General features: G+C 71.9%; 14 protein-coding genes and 1 pseudogene. 7 read left to right on the forward strand and 8 right to left on the reverse strand.

Annotated features, from left to right (window positions below; all coding sequences use genetic code 11):
- Complete coding sequence (locus tag M2266_RS05390) at positions 1-1,452, reverse strand: TerD family protein (RefSeq protein WP_277441075.1); 1,452 nt, start codon at positions 1,450-1,452, stop codon at positions 1-3.
- Between the two features lie 258 nt (positions 1,453-1,710).
- On the opposite strand from M2266_RS05390, the gene M2266_RS05395 reads away from it, so the two are divergent.
- From M2266_RS05395 to M2266_RS05410, 4 genes are all read left to right on the forward strand, one after another.
- Positions 1,711-2,307 carry a DUF6643 family protein gene (locus M2266_RS05395; RefSeq protein ID WP_277437090.1) on the forward strand — a complete coding sequence of 199 codons (597 nt, stop codon included), beginning with the start codon at positions 1,711-1,713 and terminating at the stop codon, positions 2,305-2,307.
- 53 nt (positions 2,308-2,360) lie between these two features.
- Entirely contained in the window at positions 2,361-3,188 is an 828-nt protein-coding gene (locus tag M2266_RS05400; protein WP_277437091.1) for an MOSC N-terminal beta barrel domain-containing protein, read from the forward strand.
- 105 nt (positions 3,189-3,293) lie between these two features.
- Positions 3,294-3,896: a hypothetical protein gene (locus M2266_RS05405; RefSeq protein ID WP_277437092.1), complete on the forward strand. Its 603-nt coding sequence runs from the start codon at positions 3,294-3,296 to the stop codon at positions 3,894-3,896.
- Between the two features lie 86 nt (positions 3,897-3,982).
- Entirely contained in the window at positions 3,983-6,373 is a 2,391-nt protein-coding gene (locus M2266_RS05410) for a right-handed parallel beta-helix repeat-containing protein (protein ID WP_277437093.1), read from the forward strand.
- Here M2266_RS05410 and M2266_RS05415 read toward each other — a convergent pair.
- Positions 6,343-8,708, reverse strand: a pseudogene (locus tag M2266_RS05415) (hypothetical protein). The gene M2266_RS05410 and the pseudogene M2266_RS05415 overlap by 31 nt on opposite strands.
- 206 nt (positions 8,709-8,914) lie before the next feature.
- On the opposite strand from M2266_RS05415, the gene M2266_RS05420 reads away from it, so the two are divergent.
- Positions 8,915-9,757 (forward strand): DeoR/GlpR family DNA-binding transcription regulator, encoded by an 843-nt coding sequence (locus tag M2266_RS05420; protein WP_277437094.1) that lies wholly within the window; start codon positions 8,915-8,917, stop codon positions 9,755-9,757.
- Positions 9,758-9,781: 24 nt separating this feature from the next.
- Positions 9,782-10,270 (forward strand): SRPBCC family protein, encoded by a 489-nt coding sequence (locus tag M2266_RS05425; RefSeq protein WP_277437095.1) that lies wholly within the window; start codon positions 9,782-9,784, stop codon positions 10,268-10,270.
- 191 nt (positions 10,271-10,461) lie between these two features.
- Here M2266_RS05425 and M2266_RS05430 read toward each other — a convergent pair whose 3' ends face one another.
- Positions 10,462-11,019, reverse strand: coding sequence for a DoxX family protein (locus M2266_RS05430; protein WP_277437096.1), 558 nt, complete (start codon positions 11,017-11,019; stop codon positions 10,462-10,464).
- Between the two features lie 106 nt (positions 11,020-11,125).
- Here M2266_RS05430 and M2266_RS05435 point away from each other — a divergent pair, with 106 nt between their 5' ends.
- Positions 11,126-11,593 (forward strand): MarR family transcriptional regulator, encoded by a 468-nt coding sequence (locus M2266_RS05435; RefSeq protein ID WP_277437097.1) that lies wholly within the window; start codon positions 11,126-11,128, stop codon positions 11,591-11,593.
- 105 nt (positions 11,594-11,698) lie between these two features.
- On the opposite strand, the gene M2266_RS05440 is transcribed toward M2266_RS05435, so the two are convergent.
- From M2266_RS05440 to M2266_RS05460, 5 genes are all read right to left on the reverse strand, one after another.
- Positions 11,699-14,752 carry a glycoside hydrolase family 38 C-terminal domain-containing protein gene (locus M2266_RS05440; protein ID WP_277437098.1) on the reverse strand — a complete coding sequence of 1,018 codons (3,054 nt, stop codon included), beginning with the start codon at positions 14,750-14,752 and terminating at the stop codon, positions 11,699-11,701.
- Between the two features lie 127 nt (positions 14,753-14,879).
- Positions 14,880-16,148, reverse strand: a complete 1,269-nt coding sequence (locus M2266_RS05445) for a glycosyl hydrolase (protein WP_277437099.1) — start codon at positions 16,146-16,148, stop codon at positions 14,880-14,882.
- Between the two features lie 41 nt (positions 16,149-16,189).
- Positions 16,190-17,023: a carbohydrate ABC transporter permease gene (locus tag M2266_RS05450; RefSeq protein WP_346780871.1), complete on the reverse strand. Its 834-nt coding sequence runs from the start codon at positions 17,021-17,023 to the stop codon at positions 16,190-16,192.
- 1 nt (position 17,024) lies between these two features.
- Positions 17,025-17,900: a sugar ABC transporter permease gene (locus M2266_RS05455; protein ID WP_277437101.1), complete on the reverse strand. Its 876-nt coding sequence runs from the start codon at positions 17,898-17,900 to the stop codon at positions 17,025-17,027.
- A gap of 15 nt (positions 17,901-17,915) precedes the next feature.
- Entirely contained in the window at positions 17,916-19,223 is a 1,308-nt protein-coding gene (locus M2266_RS05460) for an extracellular solute-binding protein (protein WP_277437102.1), read from the reverse strand.
- Positions 19,224-19,381: the final 158 nt, after the last annotated feature.

The following is a 19,381-nucleotide window of genomic DNA, read 5'->3' on the forward strand; positions in this document are numbered from 1 at the left end:
TCACTTACGGCCGGGCGTCCAGTTCATGCCCCATCCGTAGGCGTAGTCGACCGTGCGCTGCGGGCTCACGCCGCGCTGCGGCACCAGGTAGCGCGCCTCGCGCTGCACCACCAGGTCACCGCCCTGGTTGGTGATCAGCGCGAGGGCGCAGACGTTCGACGGCACGGTGCACTCGTCGAGCGAGAAGTCGATCGGGGCGCCGTTCAGCGGCTGCAGGGTGACGGTCGCGTGCAGCCCGGCGAAGCTCCGCGCGCCTTCGTAGATCGTCACGAAGATGAGGATCCTGCGGAACGCCTGCTTGTGGTCCAGGTTGATGGTGAGGTTCTCACCGGACTCGGATCCGCCGGTCCTGTCGTCGCCGTCCAGGTGGAGGTACGGCGGCTGGTGGAGGGATCCGAACGCGTTGCCGAGCGCCTGGATCACGCCCTTGCTGCCGTCGGCGAGTTCGAACAGGGCGCACAGGTCGAGGTCGAGGTCGGAGTGGAACGCCGACGGCTTCCCGCTCTTGCGCCCCCAACCCTTGAACTGCTTGTGCACCTGCCAGCTCAGGTTCACCCGCATCGCGCCGGAGGTGCCGCCCTGCTTGGTGAGGGAGACCGACGGCGCCTCCTTCGTCAGCGTCACCTTCGTGAGCCGCACGGGCTGCGGCGCGACCGGAGAAGCGGCCGGCACGGGCGGCGCCTGGTACGGCTGCTGCGGGGGCTGGTACTGCTGCGGCGGAGGCGGGGGTGCCTGGTACGGCTGCGGCGCCGGGGGCGGCGGCTGGTACGGCTGCTGCGGGGGCTGGTAGGTCTGCGGTGCCGGGGGCGGGGGCTGGTAGGTCTGCGGGGGCTGGTAGGTCTGCGGTGCCGGGGGCGGCGGCTGGTAGGTCTGCGGGGCGGGGGGCGGCGGCTGGTAGGTCTGCGGGGCGGGAGTCGGCGCGGGAGCGGCGGTCGGCTCGTCGACCGAGATCCCGAAGTCCGTGGCGAGGCCGCCGAGTCCGCTGTCGTAGCCCTGCCCGACCGCGCGGAACTTCCAGCCGCCCTGGCGGCGGTAGAGCTCGCCGAGCACGAACGCCGTCTCCACGGACGCGTCGGTGCTGTCGAAGCGGGCCAGTTCCGCGCCGCTCGCCGGGTCGCTGAGGCGGATGTGCAGTCCGGGGACCTGCCCGAACGTTCCTCCATCGCTGGAGGCGGCGAGCACGATGGTCTCGATGGCCGGTTCCACCCCACCGAGATCGACGGACAGTGCGTCCGTCACGGCGTCCCCCGCGGTGCGCTTGCCCTCATGGCGTACCGCACCGGACGCGTGCGCCGGCTGGTTGTAGAAGACGAAGTCGGCGTCGGACCTGACCTTGCCCCCCGCCAGCAGCAGGGCGGAGGCGTCCACGTCCGGGACACCGGGCCCCGTACGCCATCCCAGCTCCACGCGGACGGTCGGCACGGACACCGGCACGTTCGTGCCCTTGCGCATCGTCATGCTCTCCCCTTTTGCACACGGTGCCGTCCACCGTAGCCCGGACCCCTGACCGTCGGACATACACTGCGCCGCGACGGGCGGGGCGACCGCCGGTAACGCCCCGCGGGCATGGCTTTTACACGATCTCGCGCTCAATGATGACCGATTTTCATCGATTCGCTCGCATTGAGGGACGACCGTCACTCACAGCACACAAAACAACCTACTAATCGGTCTCCCCAACCAGCACATCGTGGGCTTAACTTAAGTGCCATGAGCTCCCCCCGCGGCACCTATGGTGGCGGCTACTACGCAGCGCCGTCCTTCCCGGACACGCCGATCTACGACAGCCTCGTCGCTGAGCGTGGCACCCCCCAGATCGCCCCGATCAGGGTGCCGTCCGAGTACGCGTACCCGACGTACGAGACCGGCAGGAACCTTCCGGCCCTGCCGGCCGCCCTCCCCGCGCTTCCGTCCGGTTCGTCGCAGTACGCCCCGTACCCGGCCGCGCAGGGCATGTCCAACGGCTACCCGTCGAACGGTTACCAGCCGCAGCCCGCGCCCGTGCAGCACACTCCCGCGCCGTACATCCCGCAGCAGGCCGGCGGTGGGCGCGCGAGCGGCTCCTACAACGGCTTCAACGGGGCGAACGGCTTCTCCGGGGCCAACGGTTACAACCCCGGTTCCACCGGCAGCTATCCGGTGCAGCAGCCGCAGCAGCAGGCCCCCGCGCAGGGCGGTCCCGGCTACGACTCCGCGCGCCAGCCGCAGCGGCCGGCGCCACGCCAGACGCCGAACGGCTATGTGGAGGACCCGTACCAGCAGCGGCGTCCGCTCGGCCAGGGGAACCAGGGCTACTACCAGGGCTGAGCCCGCGCGATACCGGCTGGCCGGGCCGTGACCGGTCCTGGCAGGATGCCGGTATGCCGATGAACGCCCTGCTCAGCGCCTTGCACACCTACCCGGTCAAATCGCTTCGGGGCCTGGCCCACGAAACGGCGGACGTGGAGCCGTGGGGGCTCGCCGGAGACCGCAGATGGATGCTGGTGGACGAGGACGGGCGCGTCATCACGCAGCGGCAGCACGCGGGAACGGCGCTGGTGACCGCGCAGCCGTCGGGGGGCGGCGCGCTGCGGTTCACCGCGCCCGGCCGGGAGACTCTGCGGGTGGCCCCGCCCGGGCACGGGCCGGCGGAACCGGTGCTGATCTTCAGCGACAAGGTCGAGGCCGTGGCGGCGGACGACGCGGCCGCCACGTGGTTCAGCGACTACCTCGGCGTGCCGGCGCGCCTGGTGTACATGCCCGACCCGGCGGTCTGCCGCCCCGTCGACCCGGAGCACTCCCGCCCCGGCGACACGGTCTCGTTCGCCGACGGCTTCCCGCTGCTGCTCACCGCCACCGCGTCGCTCGACACCCTCAACGCCCATGTCGCGCAGGGCCCGCACGCCTCCGAGGGACCGCTGCCGATGAACCGGTTCCGCCCCAACGCGGTCGTGGACGGCACCGAGGCCTGGGCCGAGGACGACTGGCGGCGGATCAGGATCGGCGAGGTCACCTTCCGGGTCGCCAAGCGCTGCGCTCGCTGTGTCGTACCGACCACGGACCAGGAGACGGCCGAGCGTGGCCGGGAACCGATGCGCAGCCTGGCCAAGCACCACCGGATCGACGGAAAGACGATCTTCGGCCAGAACCTGATCCCCGAGCACCCCGGAACCCTGCGGGTCGGCGACCCGTTGACCATCCTGGAGTGACGCGCCAGGGCATCGCTCCTGCGACCACCGCGTGAACGGCTCCGCCCGCCCCGCGCGGGTCCGTGCCGTTCGATGGACGTGAACGGTCGAAAGGGGTGCTGCTCCTTGGGTTCCAGGGTGCTTTGGTGGCGGTGGCGGCGCAATCCGCTGCGCCGGGCGTCGGACCTCGTCGAGGCGTGGATCAGCCTGTTCGCCGTGGTCCTCATGGTCTGCGCCGTGCCCGCGGCCGGCTGGTTCACCGGCCAGACCGCCAACCGCGCCCTGCAGCGCACCGTGCGCCATCAACTGGCGGAGCGGACACTGGTCCCCGCCGCCCCGGCCACCGCCGCGTCCGGGCCGGCGGCGGGGACGGACGCCGACGCGGGCCGGGCGGCGGGGCAGCGGCGGGCCGCCGTGCTCACCTGGAACGCGCCGGACGGCTCGGCGCGCAGCGGCACCGTCCGCGTCGAGAACCAGGAGAGGGTGGACGGCCGCCTGCGCATCTGGATCGATCGCGGCGGCCGGCCGGTGGATCCACCGCTGGACCGCGCCACCGCCAGGGCGCACGCGGCCCTGGCCGGGATCGGCGGAGCGGCCCTGGCGGGCGCTTCACTGCTGGCCGTACGGCAGTTGCTCCTCCGGCGCCTGATGCGCCGGCGGCTGCTCGAATGGGAGCGTGAATGGACCCGCGTCGGGCAGGATTGGGGACGGGCGGGCGCCGGCGGCTGACCGTGACTCGTCATGGAGGGCGCCCCGCGCACGCTACGGTGGATCCCCCGGTGGCGATACGCAAGAGGTGGGGGCAGGGCAGCCCGATGGCACATGGCGTGGTGCAGGTGACCAGCACGAGCAGCTCGCGGTGGCGCCGCCGTTCGGGAGAGTACGAAACCCTGGCCGCCGCCCTGGAAGCGGCCGGCGACGGCGACGTCCTGTCGATCGCGCCGGGCACCTACCGGGAGAACCTCGTCGTGACCCGGGCCGTCACCCTGCGCGCCGCGGAAGGTCTGGGCTCGGTGCGGATCGCCCCGGTGGCCGGCGTGGCGCTGACGTTGCGCGCGGCGGCGCTCGTACAGGACCTGACGGTCGAGGGGCAGGACACCTCGGCGGCCGCGCTGCTCATCGAGGGCTGCGCGCCGGAACTGACGGGCCTGCGGGTCGCGACCAGGTCCGCCGTCGGGATAGAGGTGCGCGACAGCGCGCGCCCCACCGTCCGGCAGTGCACCGTGGACAATCCGGCGGGCCTGGGGATCAGCGTCCTGGAGTCGGCGGGCGGGCTGTTCGAGGACTGCGAGGTGGTCTGCGCGGGCCAGTCGGGCGTCTCGGTGCGCGGGGGCGCCTCGCCCCGGTTCGAGCGCTGCCGCATCCACCACAGCAATGGCGCGGGCCTGGCCGTCACCGGCGAGGGCAGCTCCGCCGAGGCCGTCGGCTGCGAGGTCTACGAGATCAAGGGCACCGGCGTACAGGTAGCCTCGCGCGCCACCGGGCACTTCACGGACTGCCAGGTGCACCGCACCACGGGCGACGGCATCACGCTCGACACCGACGCGGTGCTCACCCTGTCCGACTGCGACATCCACGACATCCCCGAGAACGCGATCGACCTGCGGGCCCGTTCCGTCCTCACCCTCACCCGCTCCGCCGTGCGCCGCTTCGGCCGCAACGGCCTGTCGGTGTGGGACCCGGGCACCCGGGTGGACGCCAACCAGTGCGAGATACACGACAGCACGGGCGACTACCCCGCGGTCTGGGTGAGCGACGGCGCGACCGCCGTGCTGGACTCCTGCCGGGTGCACGACGTGCCCGACGCCCTGTTCGTCCTCGACCGGGGCTCCCGGGCGGATGTCGTGGACAGCGACTTCGCCCAGGTGCGCAACACCGCGGTATCGGTGAGCGACGGCGCGACCGTCCAGCTCGACGACTGCCGGATCCGCGAGGCGGCCACCGGCGCCTGGTTCCGCGACCACGGCAGCGGCGGCACCCTCGCCCAGGTCACCATCGACGACACGGCCACCGGCGTCATCGTCACCAAGGGCGCCGACCCGGTGCTGGACCGCTGCACGGTCACCAACCCCGCGGAGGCCGGGTTCTACGTGTCGGCCGAGGGCCGCGGCACCTTCACCGGCTGCCGGGTCACCGGCAGCCGCGGCTACGGCTTCCACGTCATCGACGGCTGCCGCAGCACCCTGACCCGCTGCCGCACCGAGCGCTGCGAGCGCGGCGGTTACGAGTTCGCGGAACCGGGGCCCGTCACCGAGGACTGCACCAGCGACCGGGCGGCGGAGCAGACCGCGGCCACCGGCGCGCCGGTGGCCGCGGTCGCCGTCCAGTCCTTCGGGCTGCTCGGCGGAGTGCCGCCGCAGGGTTCCGCCGAGCCCCCGGAGCCGGCGCCGGTGGTCCGGGCCTCGGACGACGTACTGGGCGAACTCGACGCGCTCGTCGGCCTGGACAGCGTCAAGCGCGAGGTGCGCACCCTCATCGACCTGATCGCCGTCGGCCGCCGCCGTCAGGAGGCCGGTCTCAAGGCGCCCTCCCTGCGCAGGCACCTGGTCTTCACGGGCTCCCCCGGCACCGGCAAGACCACGGTGGCACGGCTGTACGGCGAGATCCTCGCCTCGCTGGGTGTGCTGCAGCGCGGCCACCTGGTCGAGGTGGCCCGGGTGGACCTGGTCGGCGAGCACATCGGCTCGACCGCGATCCGCACCCAGGAGGCGTTCGACCGGGCGCGTGGCGGTGTGCTGTTCATCGACGAGGCGTACGCGCTGTCGCCCGAGGACTCCGGGCGGGACTTCGGGCGCGAGGCGATCGACACCCTGGTGAAGCTCATGGAGGACCACCGCGACGCGGTGGTGGTCATCGTCGCCGGGTACACCGCCGAGATGGAGCGCTTCCTCGCCTCCAACCCCGGTGTGGCGTCCCGGTTCTCCCGCACCATCACCTTCGGCGACTACACGTCCGAGGAACTGCTGCGGATCGTGGAGGCGCAGGCGATCGAGCACGAGTACCAGCTCGGCGAGGACGCGGGCGACGCGATCCTCAAGTACTTCAACGCCCTCCCCCGGGGTCCGGGTTTCGGCAACGGGCGCACCGCCCGGCAGACCTTCGAGGCGATGGTCGAACGGCACGCGGGACGCCTCGCGCACGTCACCGAGCCGAGCCACGACGAGCTGCAGCTGCTCTACCCGGAGGACCTGCCGGAACTGCCCTGAGCCGGAAGGCCGGCCGGTCCCGGGGCGGGCAGCCGGCGCAGCAGGGCGGCCCGTTCGGCGGCGAAGGCCGGGTCGGACGGGAAGCAGGAGTGGCCCAGCACCGGCTCCGGCAGCGGGTGCCGCGGTGTACGGCCGTACGCGACCGGGTCCTTGAGCGGCCCGCGGTCCACCACGGTGCCCTCGCCGACCCGCACCGGGCCGCCGATCGGATCCGTCCGCCGCCACAGGTTGCGCCACGCGCTCAGCTCCCGGTGCAGGGAGCACAGCTGCGACGGCCCGAAGTGCGCGGGGAACCAACGCCCGTAGAGCCGCTCCAGCGGGCAGCCGTAGGTGAGCAGGGCGACCCTGCGCCGGGTCGCCGGATCCAGCTGCCAGACGGCCGCCGCCGCCAGCACGCTGCCCTGCGAGTGGCCCGACAGGATGATCCGGCCGCCGGTGCGGGCGGTCCAGGTGGACATCCGCCAGGTCAGGTCGGGTACGGCGCGCTCGGCGTAGCAGGGCGGCGCGAACGGGTGGGCGGCGCGCGGCCAGAACGTGCCCACGTCCCACAGGATGCCGACCGTGCGGCGCGCCGAGGCGTCCCGGTAGGCGCGGCGCCCGAGCGCGAGCAGCGCGACGACCCCCGCGCCGACCAGCCAGGAGCCCAAGGACTGCGCGGCCCGCGCCACGTCCGGCAGCGGTCCCGGAGTGCCCCCCGGGCCGCCTCCCCCGGCCCCGACCCGCCGATCCACGCCCCGACGACGGCGCCCGCGCCGAGCACGAACGAGACCCCGCAGACCAGCGCGACCAGTGACGCGACGGAGTCGGTCAGCCCGGCCCGGGCGATCGCCCCGGCGATCTGCCGGGTCCTGGCCGGCTGCCCGGCCTCCCCCGGATACAGCGTGGCCATCTCCTCGCCGACCGCCAGCCGCTCCCGCCACAGCCGCCACGCCGCACCGGCCACCACACCCACCAGCACGACCAGCAGCACCGGGATGATCGACGCCTGCCACGTCAGCAGCGCCGGCGGCCCGCCGTCCCGACCCGGCGCCGCGCCCCGGTCCAGCCAGTCCGCTATCCGCTGGGAGACGCCACCGGTCAGTACCCCGCCCAGGGCGCAGGCGAGCAGCGCGACCGCCGGTCCGCCGAGGCCGCGCAGCACCGCCTGCCCGGCGCGGCCGCCGAAGTGCGGCGCCGCCGCGGACTGCGCCGGGATTTTGAGGGCGTCCGGGGCCGGGTGTGCCGCGCGGTGCATCAACGCGGCCGTCACGGCCAGGGCGGCGATCAGGGCCCCCTGGACGAGGGTGAAGGCGATGAAGGTGGCGTCGGCCGGTAACCGGCCGGTGGAGACCCAGCCGGCACGGTGCCAGCCGGCGTAGACGGCGACGGCAATCAGCACGGCCGGGCCGCCGCACAGCAGCAGCCGGGCGGTGCGGTGGTCCGTGGCGTCGTCCGGTTCCGTCTCGCTGCGCCCGGCCCGGCAGGTCTCCAGGACCGCCACGGCGGACAGCGCGACGATCGCCCCGCCGAGGGCCCAGCCGGTGGCGCCGAGCGCGCGGGTGCCCCGGTCGTGGTCGTGCAGCAGCGCGGGCACCAGCAGCGCCGTCGCGACGGTGAGGAGGCCGGCGGCGGTGTGCGCGGAGCGCAGCCGGGCGACCAGCCGGCGGCCGTACCAGAAGCCGGGCAGCGCGAGCGCGGGACCGTCGTCGTCGCGGGGCCGGTCGTCGGTGGCCGGGCGCTGGGACTCGTAGGCGTACCAGGTGCGGTGCGAGAGCCACCACAGCAGTGCGGTGAGCAGGCCCGGCACCAGGGCCGCCAGAGCGAGTCGGCGGCCCGGCTCGGCCCACCAGCCGCCGTGGTGCGCGGCGGCGAAGCCGAGCCAGTACTTGCCGCGGACGCAGGAGGCGCGGCCCGCGCACTGCCAGCCGACCAGGTCCATGGAGACCTCGCAGACCGCGGCGACCAGCAGCAGGGTCAAGGTGAGCGCGATGAGCCGCACCAGCACGTCATAGGTCCGGTTCAGGCCGCGCCGGTCGGTCGGTGGACGCATCCAGTGGGCGAGATTGACGATCATGAACGGCGTCAGCAGCAGCCACAGCGCGCGGCTGGCGTTGCCCGAGGTCAGATTGCACCAGGTGTAGGCCTCGGGCACCGGCGTGTCCCGGTCACCCTCGGAATGTTCGGCGTCGACGTCCACCGTGCGGCGGTAGAGCCCCGCCGTGTCGTCGCCGGCCACCCGCGCCGTGCGCGGATCGCCCAGCATTCCGTCGGGTGTGGCGCCGCCCACGCCGTGGACGAGCAGTTCGAGTGCCGGCGCCCACGCGTCCGCGGGCCCGGTTCCAGGGTGCCGGTTCACACGTTTCCCGTCTGTCGCGCAGTCCCAGGATCGCCGGCGCGGCGGCCGGACGCGGTCCCCCGTACGGAATGTGCCCCGAAATGGTGACAAGGACGCGCGCCGGAGTCCCGATCACCCCCCGCACGCCCTGATACCCCCCCGCATGGAAGGATGACCGTGGTTCGATGGCGTTCGACGGGACGCATGAAACGAGAGACAGGCCACGGGTGAGCGACAACCAGAATCTCCTCGCCGAGCAGCGACGTGCCCTGATCCTCGACGAGGTCAGGCGGCGCGGCGGCGTACGGGTCAACGAACTCACCCGCAAGCTCAATGTCTCGGACATGACGGTCCGCCGCGACCTGGACGCGCTGGCCCGGCAGGGTGTCGTGGAGAAGGTGCACGGCGGCGCGGTCCCGGTGGTCGAGGCGAGCAGCCACGAGCCGGGCTTCGAGGCGAAATCCGGCCTGGAACTGGGCGCGAAGGAGGCCATCGCGCGGGCCGCCGCCGAGCTGGTGACACCGGGCAGCGCGATCGCCCTGTCGGGCGGTACGACGACGTACTCCCTGGCCCATCGACTCCTCGACGTGCCGGACCTGACCGTGGTGACCAACTCCGTGCGCGTCGCCGACGTCTTCCACACCGCGCAGCGGCGCCCGGGCGCGCAGAGCCGGGACGGCGCGGCGACGGTGGTGCTGACCGGCGGGGTACGGACCCCGTCCGACTCCCTGGTGGGACCGGTCGCGGACCGGGCGATCGGCTCGCTCCACTTCGACATGCTGTTCCTGGGCGTGCACGGGATCTCGGTCGAGGCCGGCCTGTCGACCCCGAACCTCGCGGAGGCGGAGACCAACCGGCAGTTCGTACGCTCGGCCCGCCGGGTCGTGGTGATCGCCGACCACACCAAGTGGGGCACGGTGGGGCTCAGTTCCTTCGCCTCGCTGGAGGACGTGGACACCCTGGTCACGGACGCGGGCATCCCCGAGGTACTGCGCGCGGAGATCTCCGAGTACCTGTCGGACCTGGTCGTCGCGGGCGAAGCGGACTCCCCCTCCCCCGCAGACAGCTGACGACGCGTCACGTAGGGTGCGCCCATGCCCCGCCGACCGCGCTCCCCGCGCCCCCTGCGCCGCGTCGAACCGGACTTCCTCGACACCGCGCCCGTACGCCTGGTCTTCACCCTCGCCATCACGGCGTCCCCCAAGGCGGTCCACCACGCCCTGGCCGTGGACACGGAGGCCTGGCCGGCCTGGTTCCACGCCGTGAAGTCCGCGCGCCGCACCTCGGTCGGCCGGGACGTCGCCCTGGCGGGCGGTGTGCGCTTCGAGGAGACGGTGCTGGTCGACGAAGCGCCGTCGCGCTACGTGTACCGGGCCGACACGTGCAACGTGCCCGGCCTGCGGGCCCTGGTGGAGGAGTGGCGCGTCGAGTCGACGGGCGCCGGCAGCCTCGTCCAATGGATCTTCGCGATGGACGGGCCGGCGCCGCTGCGCTTTTTGATGCGGGTGTCGCGGCCGGGGTTGGGGCGGGCGTTTCGCGCCGCGGTGCTTTCGCTCGACCGGCGGCTGGCGGAAGCGGGGTAATCCGCAGGTCCGCTGGGGGTGCGGGCGCCGGGCCCTCCGGGGCAGGGCTTCGAAATCGTATGTTCACGATCCCCCAACCTCCGGCCGGGGGTGCCTCCAGCGGCCCACACACAGCTCGGCGGCCTGTCGAAACCCCACCCCTGCGGACCCGTCCCCCTCACGTCACGGCAGGTCGGCACGGGCTGCGCGTTCTATTTCCTCAGCAGGAGGATGACACCCGCTATGGCGACGCCCAGTGCGACCGCCGATGCGCCGTAGGCGAGGCGGTGGGAGCGGAGGACGGGGAGGTAGCGGTCGGCGGCGAGTCGGCCGGGGCCGGTCAGGGCCAGGGCGGCGGCCGCGGCGGTCAGCAGCAGTTCGTACTCGACGCCCTTGGGTGCAAAGAAGCCGCCGCCCCACTTCACGGCCAGCGCGTTGACCATGGTGCCGACCACCGCGGCGCCCGCCAGCGGGGTGAGCAGGCCGACCGCCAGGCCGAGGCCGCCCAGGGTCTCGCTGAGACCGGCCACCACGGCCATCGCCTTGCCCGACGGGTAGCCGCTCATGGTGAAGAACTGACCGGTGCCGTCGATGCCACCACCGTCGAACCAGCCGAACAGCTTCTGGCTGCCGTGCGCGGCCATGGTGAGGCCTACCGCGAGCCGGAGGAGGAGCAGCCCCGCGTCATACGCGTGTGGAGTGGCCGCCGCGGTCGCCGGGGCGGCCGTCTGGATCGCGGGCGATGTGAGTTCGGTGGTGGGGGACGGCATAGGGCGGATCTCCTGGAGTGGGGGACGGGACGTGGTTCAAATTCAAACCATCGAGCTCGACCGTATCGGCTAATTCGAATTTGAACAACAGCGCTACGATGACCCCATGGACAACACACGGTGGCTCGACGAGCAGGAGATGGCGGCCTGGACGGGCTTCCTGGCGGCCAGCAGCCTGCTCGGCCGCCGGGTGGAACAACAGCTCAAGGACGACGCCGACCTCTCGCACCCGCAGTACGAGATCCTCACCCGGCTCTCCGCGGCCCCCTGCGGCGAACTCCGGATGACCGAGCTGGCCGACGCCCTCCTCACCTCCAAGAGCGGGCTGACCTACCAGGTCACGCAGTTGGAGAAGACCGGCCTCGTCCGCCGCCGCTCCTTCCCGGGCGACGTGCGCGGCGTCGTCGCCTGCCTCACGGATGAGGGATGGACCAAGGTCCGCGAGACCGCCCCCGGCCACGTCGAGCTGGTCCGCGAGCTCCTGATCGACGTCCTCACCCGCGACCAGCTTGCCGCGATCGCGGAGGGCCTGGGCGAGGTGAGCCGCCGCTTGCGGGCATCGAACGTCCGATGAGTCGCGCCGGCGGATGCGTATACGTCCGCACCAGCGGACAGGTCGTGCCGTGAGGGAGCCGGGTCCGCTGGTGGGGGTCCGGCCCCCCACCAGCCGGATCAGAGGTCAGCCGTCACCCCGAGCCAACCGCAGGGTACGGATCTCGAACGGCCGCAGCGACAACTCGACGCCGGCGGACCCACCGGACACCGCCCCACCCACCGGCCGCTCCAGCAGGTCGCACACCGTCACCGACCCCAGCGCGAACCCCGTCGTCAGTCGCGCCCGAGCCCGGCCGCCGGCCGACTCGTACAGCCGCACCACCACATCCCCGCTCCCGTCATCGGCGAGCTTCACCGCCGTCACGACCACCGCGTCCTGGCCGACGGAGACCAGCGGTGACACCGCCGTGTCGCCCGGAACCCGCCGTTCCGGAAGGTTGATGCGGTAGCCCTCCCGGACCGCGTCCCCGATCGAGGCGCCCGGGACCAGCGCGTAGCGGAACCGGTGCGTGCCCTGGTCGGTGTGCGGGTCGGGGAAGCGCGGAGCGCGGAGCAGGGAGAGCCGGACGGTGGTGGTGGTACCGCCGGTGAGCGAGGTGAACGCGTCGGGCCGTACGGTGCGGGTCACGTCGTAGCCGTACGTCGAGTCGTTGACGACGGCGACACCCCAGCCCGGCTCCTCCAGATGCACGAACCGGTGGGCGCACGCCTCGAACTTCGCCGCGTCCCAACTGGTGTTGGTGTGCGTGGCGCGGTAGAGGTGGCCGAACTGGGTCTCGGCGGCCGTGCGGTCGGCGTGCAGGTCGAGCGGGAACGCCGCCTTGAGGAACTTCTCGGTCTCGTGCCAGTCCACCTCGGTGGCGATGTCGAGTCGGCACTCCCCCGCGCTCAGGGCCAGCACTTGCGACACCCGCGAGGAGCCGAAGCTCCGGGTCACCCGGACCGACGCGACACCGCCGCCGACAGCGTCCAGTTCCAGCGTGTCGACGCCGGTGAGGTCGGTGACCGTGTTGCGGTAGAACGTGTCGACGTCCCAGGCGTCCCAGCGGTTGGGGAAGTCGGGGTGCAGCTGCAGGAGGTTCGCGGCGGCGCCCGGGGCGACCGTCTCCCGGCCGGCTTCGAGGTCGTAGACGGAGACGACGAGCCCGCGCGCGTCGATCGCCACCCGCAGCAGCCCGTTGGCGAGGACGAACCCGCCGCCCTCGCGCGGTGTGGCGGTGACCGGCGCGCCGGTGTACGGCGACGCGACGGCGGCGCCCCCCGCGGCGACGCCGGAACGGGCGTGCGGCGCCGCGTTGAACAGTACGGAGGTCCCGTCGGCGGGGCTGCCCGCGAGGGCGACCTGCGCGTCGGTGATGATCTGTTCCAGCTCCGCGCCCACGGCCGCGTACTTCGCCTCCGCCTCGCGGTGCACCCAGGCGATGGACGAGCCGGGGAGGATGTCGTGGAACTGCAGCAGCAGTACCGTCTTCCAGATCCGGTCCAGCTCCTCGTACGGGTAGGGGAAGCCGGTGCGAACGGCCGCGGTCGCGGCCCACAGCTCGGCCTCGCGCAGCAGGTGTTCGCTGCGGCGGTTGCCCTGTTTCGTGCGGGCCTGGCTGGTGAGCGTGGCGCGGTGCAGTTCGAGGTACAGCTCGCCCACCCAGACGGGGGCGTCCGGGTACTCGGCGTGGGCCTTCTCGAAGAACGCCGCGGGCTTCTCGAAGACGACCTTCGCCGAGCCCTCCAGGTCCGCCAGCCGCTTGCCGTGCGCGAGCATCTCGCGGGTGGTGCCGCCACCGCCGTCGCCCCAGCCGGTCGGGGCCAGCGACCGGGTCGCGGAGCCCTTCTCCTGGAAGTTGCGGACGGCGTGGGCGACCTCCTTGCCCGACAGCTGGGCGTTGTAGGTGTCGATCGGCGGGAAGTGGGTGAAGACCCGGGTGCCGTCCAGGCCCTCCCACCAGAAGGTGTGGTGCGGGAACTTGTTGGTCTCGCTCCAGGAGATCTTCTGGGTCAGGAACCACTTCGCACCGGCCTGCTTGACGATCTGCGGGAGCGCGGCCGAGTAGCCGAACGTGTCGGGCAGCCACACCTCCTCGGTGTCGATGCCGAACTCCTCGAGGAAGAACCGCTTGCCGTGCACGAACTGCCGCGCCAGCGCCTCGGATCCCGGCATGTTGGTGTCGGACTCCACCCACATGCCGCCCACCGGCACGAACCGCCCGTCCGCGACGGCCTTCTTGACCCGGGCGTACACCTCGGGCCGGTGCTCCTTGATCCAGGCGTACTGCTGCGCCTGCGACATGGCGTAGACGAACTCCGGGTTCTCCTCCAGCAGGGCCGTCATGTTGGAGGTGGTGCGCGCGACCTTGCGGACGGTCTCGCGCAGCGGCCAGAGCCAGGCGGAGTCGATGTGCGCGTGGCCCACCGCGCTGATGCGGTGCGCGGAGCGGTGCGCGGGCGCGGCCAGCACCCCGGCCAGCAGCTCGCGGGCGGTGGCGGCCGACCCGCCGACGTCCTGCAGGTCCACGGCGTCCAGCGACCGTTCCACCGCGCGCAGGATCTCCCAGCGGCGCGGTGAGTCGGTGGACAGCTCCGCCATCAGACCGCCGAGCACCTCCAGGTCCTGCACCAGCTCCCACACCGTCTCGTCGAAAACCGCGAGGTCCATCCGGGCGAGCTTGTACTGCGGCTCGCCGCCCGCGGTCTCCTTGTCACCGAGGTCGGTGGGCAGGAAGGGGTGGTAGTCGAGCAGGACCGGGTTCGACGAGGCCTCGATGTGCAGTTCCACCCGCTCGCCGCCGGCGACGGGGGCCCCGATCCGGATCCACTGGTTGCGCGGGTTGAGCCCCTTCACCGGTGAGCCGTCGGACCGGTAGACCAGGCCCTCGCACTGGAAGCCGGGCATGTTCTCGTCGAAGCCGAGGTCCAGCAGCGCCTCGACGGTCCGCCCGGCCCATTCGTCCGGCACGACGCCGGTCACGGTGATCCAGCTGGTGCCCCACGGCGGACCCCAGGGCTCACCGGTCTCGATGGGGGTGCGGGGCGCGGCCAGGCCCTCGGCCACCGGGACGGGCTCGCCGGGGGCGTTCCAGATGCCGATGTCCAGCGGCACCGACTGCGGGTGGACGGCGGGGCGGATGCGTTCGTCGAGGACCCGCTTGAGCCGGTCCTCGGTGACGGTTCGGTTGCTGTGCATGAGGGTCTCCTAGATCCGGGTGACGGCGGCGGACGGCGGGGTGGAGGCGGCGGACGACCGGGTCATGGCCTCTCCATCTGTACGCCGCGGAGCGGGCGAGCGGTAGCGGCGCGGCCGCGGTGGCCGGTCATCGGTGTGCTCCGCCGGGAAGGCCGACCTGGTCGACGGTGAGGACCTCGGTGATGCCGCGGGCCGCCAGATGGGCCGCGTCGCCCACCAGTTCGGCGAGTACGGCGGTGGGCCGCACCCCGTCGGCGGCCAGTCGCGCCCACGCCTCGAAGAAGACCCCGCCGGGCGCGCACACGGACCGGGCCGGCGCGCTCACGCGGTCGCCCGCGTCCACCACCAGCGCGGTGGTGCGCGGCGCCGGGCGGTGTTCGCGCCCGCGCCACCGCTCGACGGCGCGGGCGACGGCGGCGCCGGCGGGCTTGACCGCGCGGTCGGTGGTGAGCAGTCCCAAGCTGTACTCCAACTCGGGGAAGTCCGCGAGCGCGCGGTCCACGTCGTGGGAGCACCACCACGTGATGCCCCACACGTCCGGGCAGTCCAGGGCGGCGGCGATGGTGGCCTCGGTGAACTCCGCGGCGTGTTCGGCGGGGATGTGCGGGGCGGGCGCCCCCACTTCCTGCAGCCACACCGGCCGGTGCGGGTCGGCGGCCCAGGCCTTCGACAGCTCGATCAGGTAGGCGGCGTGCTGCTCGGTGGCGGTGCCGGTACGTCCGTGGCGCTGCGCGGTGCCGTTGAACACCCAGGAGTGGACGGCGGTCGCGGCGCCCAGCAGGGCGGAGTGGCCGGGGGTGAAGGGGTGGTCGTCCTGGTACCAGGCGGCGTCGTAGGACGCGTGCAGATGGAACTTGCCGGGCGCGCCCTCCTCGCACGCTCCCAGCACCCGCCGCAGCCAGGACTCGGCCTGGCCGGGGGTGATCCGGTCGGGGTCGGGGTGCGGGCCCGAGGAGAACTGGTTGATCTCGTTGCCGATGGTCATGCCCAGGAAGCCGGGCCGGTCGGCGAGCGCGGTCGCGAGGGTGCGCAGGTACGCGGCCTCGCCGTCGATGACGTCGGGGTCGGTGAAGAGGTTCCGGCGGTGCCAGGTGGAGGTCCAGGAGGGGAGGAAGTCGAAGCTGGACAGGTGGCCCTGGAGGCCGTCCACCGCGGTGTCGAGCCCGCGCTCGGCCGCCGCGTCGACCAGCTGGACGAGCTGCTCGACGGCACGCGGCCTGATCAGGGTGCGGTTCGGCTGGAAGACCGGCCAGAGCGGGAACACCCGGATGTGGTCGAGGCCGAGGGCGGCGATGGAGTCCAGGTCGGCACGGACCTCGTCGAGGTCGAAGTCGAGCCAGTGGTGGAACCAGCCGCGCGTGGGCGTGTAGTTGACGCCGAAGCGCATGGTGTTCATCCGGTGCGGTGTCCTCAGTGCGGGGAGGGGGAGCGGGAGGCTCAGCCCTTGACGGCGCCTTCGCCCACGCCGCGGAAGAAGTACCGCTGCAGGCAGGCGAACATGACGATGAGCGGGGCTACGGCGATGATGGTCCCGGCGGCGACGAGCCTGGGGTTGTCGGCGAACGTCCCGTGCAGGAAGTTCAGCCCGACGGTCAGCGTGTACTTGTCCGGGTCGGACAGCACGATCAGCGGCCAGAGGAAGTCGTCCCAGGCGCCCATGAAGGAGAAGATCGCCACCACCGCCAGCGTGCCCTTGACGGAGGGCAACGCGATCCGGGTGAAGCGCTGCCAGACGTTGGCGCCGTCGATGACGGCGGCCTCCTCGATCTCGTAGGGGAGGTGGCTGAACGCGTTCCGCATCAGCAGCACGTTCATCGCGCCGATGCAGCCGGGCAGTACAACGGCGATCAGGGTGTTGTTCAGCTGCAGGTCGCGCAGGGTGGTGAACTGCGCGATGAAGATGGACTCGAACGGCACCAGCAGCGCCATGACGAAGGCGGTGGTCGCGAGCTTACGGCCGCGGAAGCGCAGCCGGGCGAGCGCGTAGCCGGCCAGGGCGGAGCCCACGCAGTTGGTGACGACGCTCGCCGCCGCGACCTTGAGGGAGTTCCAGGCGTACTCCCAGACCGGGATGATGTCCGCGACACCCGAGTAGTTGTCCAGCGTCGGGTGCTCGGGGAGCAGCTTCGGCGGGTAGCTGTACATGTCCTCGGTCGGGCCCTTGAGCGAGGTGCTCAACTGCCACAGGAACGGGCCGATCGTGACGGCCAGGACGGTGAGCAGCAGGGCGTAGCGCAGGACCAGCTGCCAACGGGACATACGGCCGCCCATGTCACTCACCGTCCTTGCGGTCGGCGCGCAGCACCAGCAGCATCAGTCCGAGGGTGACCACGAAGATCACCACGGAGAGCGCCGAGGCGTAGCCGGTGCGCCCCGACAGCCCGGTGCCGACCCGCTGGACGAGCATGACGATGGTGGTGTCCTCACCGGCCGGCCCGCCGGTGGGGCCGGCCATCAGGTAGACCTCGGTGAAGACCTTGAAGGCCGCCACCGACGACAGCGCGCCGACCAGCACCATCGTGGAGCGCATCGCCGGGACGGTGATGCTGACGAAGCGCCGGAACGCCCCGGCACCGTCCACGGCGGCCGCCTCGTGCAGTTCCTTCGGCACGTTGGCCAGCGCCGCCAGGTAAATGATCATGTAGTAGCCGAGGCCCTTCCAGACCGTCAGCGCCATCGCGCTGAACAGCAGCAACCACTGGTCGCCGAGGAACTCCACCGGGCCGGTCCCGAAGTACCCGAGGATCCCGTTGACCAGCCCGCGGTCGTCCAGCATCCACACCCAGATCAGCGCGACCACGACGACCGACGCGACGACCGGGGTGTAGAAGGAGGAGCGGAAGAACGCGATGCCGGGGACCTGCTTCTGCACGAGCAGGGCCAGCAGGAGCGGCAGCAGCACGGTGCACGGCACCACGAGCAGCACATAGAGCGTGCTGTTGCGCAGCCCGGTCCAGAACTGCTCGTCGTCCAGCATGTCCTGGAAGTTCCGCAGCCCCACCCAGTGGCCGGGGGTCAGGGTGCGGGCGTCGGTGAAGGCCGTGCCGACGGTGCTGATGAACGGGTAGAGGCTGAACGCGGCGATGATCACCAGGCCGGGCAGCAGGAACAGCCAGGGGCTGGCGGCCCGGTGGGTCCTTGCACTCATGTCGGATCCGCCCGCTCAGCTCTGCTTCAGCAGCTTGTCGCTCTGGGCGACCGCGGCGTCCAGAGCCTGCTGCGGCGACTTCTTGCCCTGCAGCGCCTTCGCCACCTCGTTCTTGAGGATGGTCTTCATCTCGTCGGTCATCACGACGGGCGTGTAGTTCACCGCGCCCTTGAGCAGCCGCGCGGAGGCGACCCGGACACGGCCCTCGTCGGTGCCGTCGTCCGTGGTCCAGTAGGGCTGGTCCAGCGAGCCCGCGGTGCTCGGGAAGATCGCGACCTTGTGCGCGAAGGACTCCTGGTTCTGCTTGTCGGTGATGAAGTGCGCGAAGGCGATGGCCGCGGCCTTGTGCTTGCTGTGGCTGTTCACCGCCATGCCCATCACGTACATGTTGGGGTGGCCGGTGTTGTTGGGCGCGTCCGTGATGCCGAGGTTCTTGTACAGCTCCGGCGCGTTCTGCTTGAAGGTGCCCAGGTCGTGCGCGCTGCCCGGATTCATCGCGACCTTCTGCTGCAGGAACTTCTGCCCGACGGCGTCAGGGCCGCTGGTCAGCGCCTGCGAGTCCAGACCGCCGTTCTTGAACAGCTCCAGGTACTTGGTGAGCAGCTCGGTGCCCTTGGCGTCGTTGTACGTGAACTTGGTCGCGTCCGCGTTCATCAGCGGGACGCCGTAGCGGCCGAAGTCCTCGATGGACGGCGTGCCTGCGAGGGTGGCGGTCTTCCCGCCGGACTTCACCGCGATGGCGTTGGCGGCCGTGAAGAGCTCGTCGTAGGTCTTCGGCGGCTTGGCGGGGTCGAGGCCGGCCTGCCGGAACAGCGTCTTGTTGTAGAACAGCGGGCCGGTGTTGAGGTACCAGGGGAAGGCGTACGAGCCTTCGAGGCCCGGCAGTTCATTGCCCTTCCACGCCTCGGGCGTGTAGTCGGCCTTGAACCTGGCGGCCACGGGCTCCTTGTCCAGACTCATGATCATGCCCGCCTTGGCCAGCGGGTACGACAGGTCGGGCGAGACGTTGACGACGTCGGGGAGCGTGCCGCCGGCGGCGTCCGCGCTGAGCTTGTCCGCGTAGTTCTCGGCGGGCTGGTCGAGCCACTTCACGTGGACGCCGGGGTTCTGCTTCTCGAACTCCGCGGCCAGGCCCTCGAAGTAGTCCTTGTAGTTCGCCCGCAGGTTCCAGGTCTGGAAGCTGATGTCGCCCTCGATCTTGCCGTCGGCACTGCTGCCGGCGTCGTCCCCGCCGGAGCCGCAGGCGGTCAGCGTCAGCGCGGACAGCAGCAGGGGCAGGACGACGACAGCTGTTCTGCGGGTTCTTCCACCGGTTACGGGCATGGCTGACAAGCTCCTTCGCTCGGGCCAGGAGGGTGTGGGTGAGGCGGCGGGGTAAGGCTGCACCCGCGTCGGGAGCATCGTCAACGGTTAACTCCCGATGAATTCACGACATCTGGCATATGTGCAGGTGAGAGCAGTTTTGCTAATCAAAACTAATG

The sequence above is a fragment of the Streptomyces sp. SPB162 genome (assembly GCF_029504575.1).
In the GTDB taxonomy this organism is placed as follows: domain Bacteria; phylum Actinomycetota; class Actinomycetes; order Streptomycetales; family Streptomycetaceae; genus Actinacidiphila.

Bases quoted from the DNA above. Each gene is read 5' to 3' on its own strand.
- M2266_RS05390 (WP_277441075.1), bottom strand. From the start codon at position 1,452: ATGCGCAAGGGCACGAACGTGCCGGTGTCCGTGCCGACCGTCCGCGTG.
- M2266_RS05395 (WP_277437090.1), top strand. From the start codon at position 1,711: ATGAGCTCCCCCCGCGGCACCTATGGTGGCGGCTACTACGCAGCGCCG.
- M2266_RS05400 (WP_277437091.1), top strand. From the start codon at position 2,361: ATGCCGATGAACGCCCTGCTCAGCGCCTTGCACACCTACCCGGTCAAA.
- M2266_RS05410 (WP_277437093.1), top strand. From the start codon at position 3,983: ATGGCACATGGCGTGGTGCAGGTGACCAGCACGAGCAGCTCGCGGTGG.
- M2266_RS05425 (WP_277437095.1), top strand. From the start codon at position 9,782: ATGCCCCGCCGACCGCGCTCCCCGCGCCCCCTGCGCCGCGTCGAACCG.
- M2266_RS05430 (WP_277437096.1), bottom strand. From the start codon at position 11,019: ATGCCGTCCCCCACCACCGAACTCACATCGCCCGCGATCCAGACGGCC.
- M2266_RS05435 (WP_277437097.1), top strand. From the start codon at position 11,126: ATGGACAACACACGGTGGCTCGACGAGCAGGAGATGGCGGCCTGGACG.
- M2266_RS05440 (WP_277437098.1), bottom strand. From the start codon at position 14,752: ATGCACAGCAACCGAACCGTCACCGAGGACCGGCTCAAGCGGGTCCTC.
- M2266_RS05445 (WP_277437099.1), bottom strand. From the start codon at position 16,148: ATGAACACCATGCGCTTCGGCGTCAACTACACGCCCACGCGCGGCTGG.
- M2266_RS05450 (WP_346780871.1), bottom strand. From the start codon at position 17,023: ATGGGCGGCCGTATGTCCCGTTGGCAGCTGGTCCTGCGCTACGCCCTG.
- M2266_RS05455 (WP_277437101.1), bottom strand. From the start codon at position 17,900: ATGAGTGCAAGGACCCACCGGGCCGCCAGCCCCTGGCTGTTCCTGCTG.
- M2266_RS05460 (WP_277437102.1), bottom strand. From the start codon at position 19,223: ATGCCCGTAACCGGTGGAAGAACCCGCAGAACAGCTGTCGTCGTCCTG.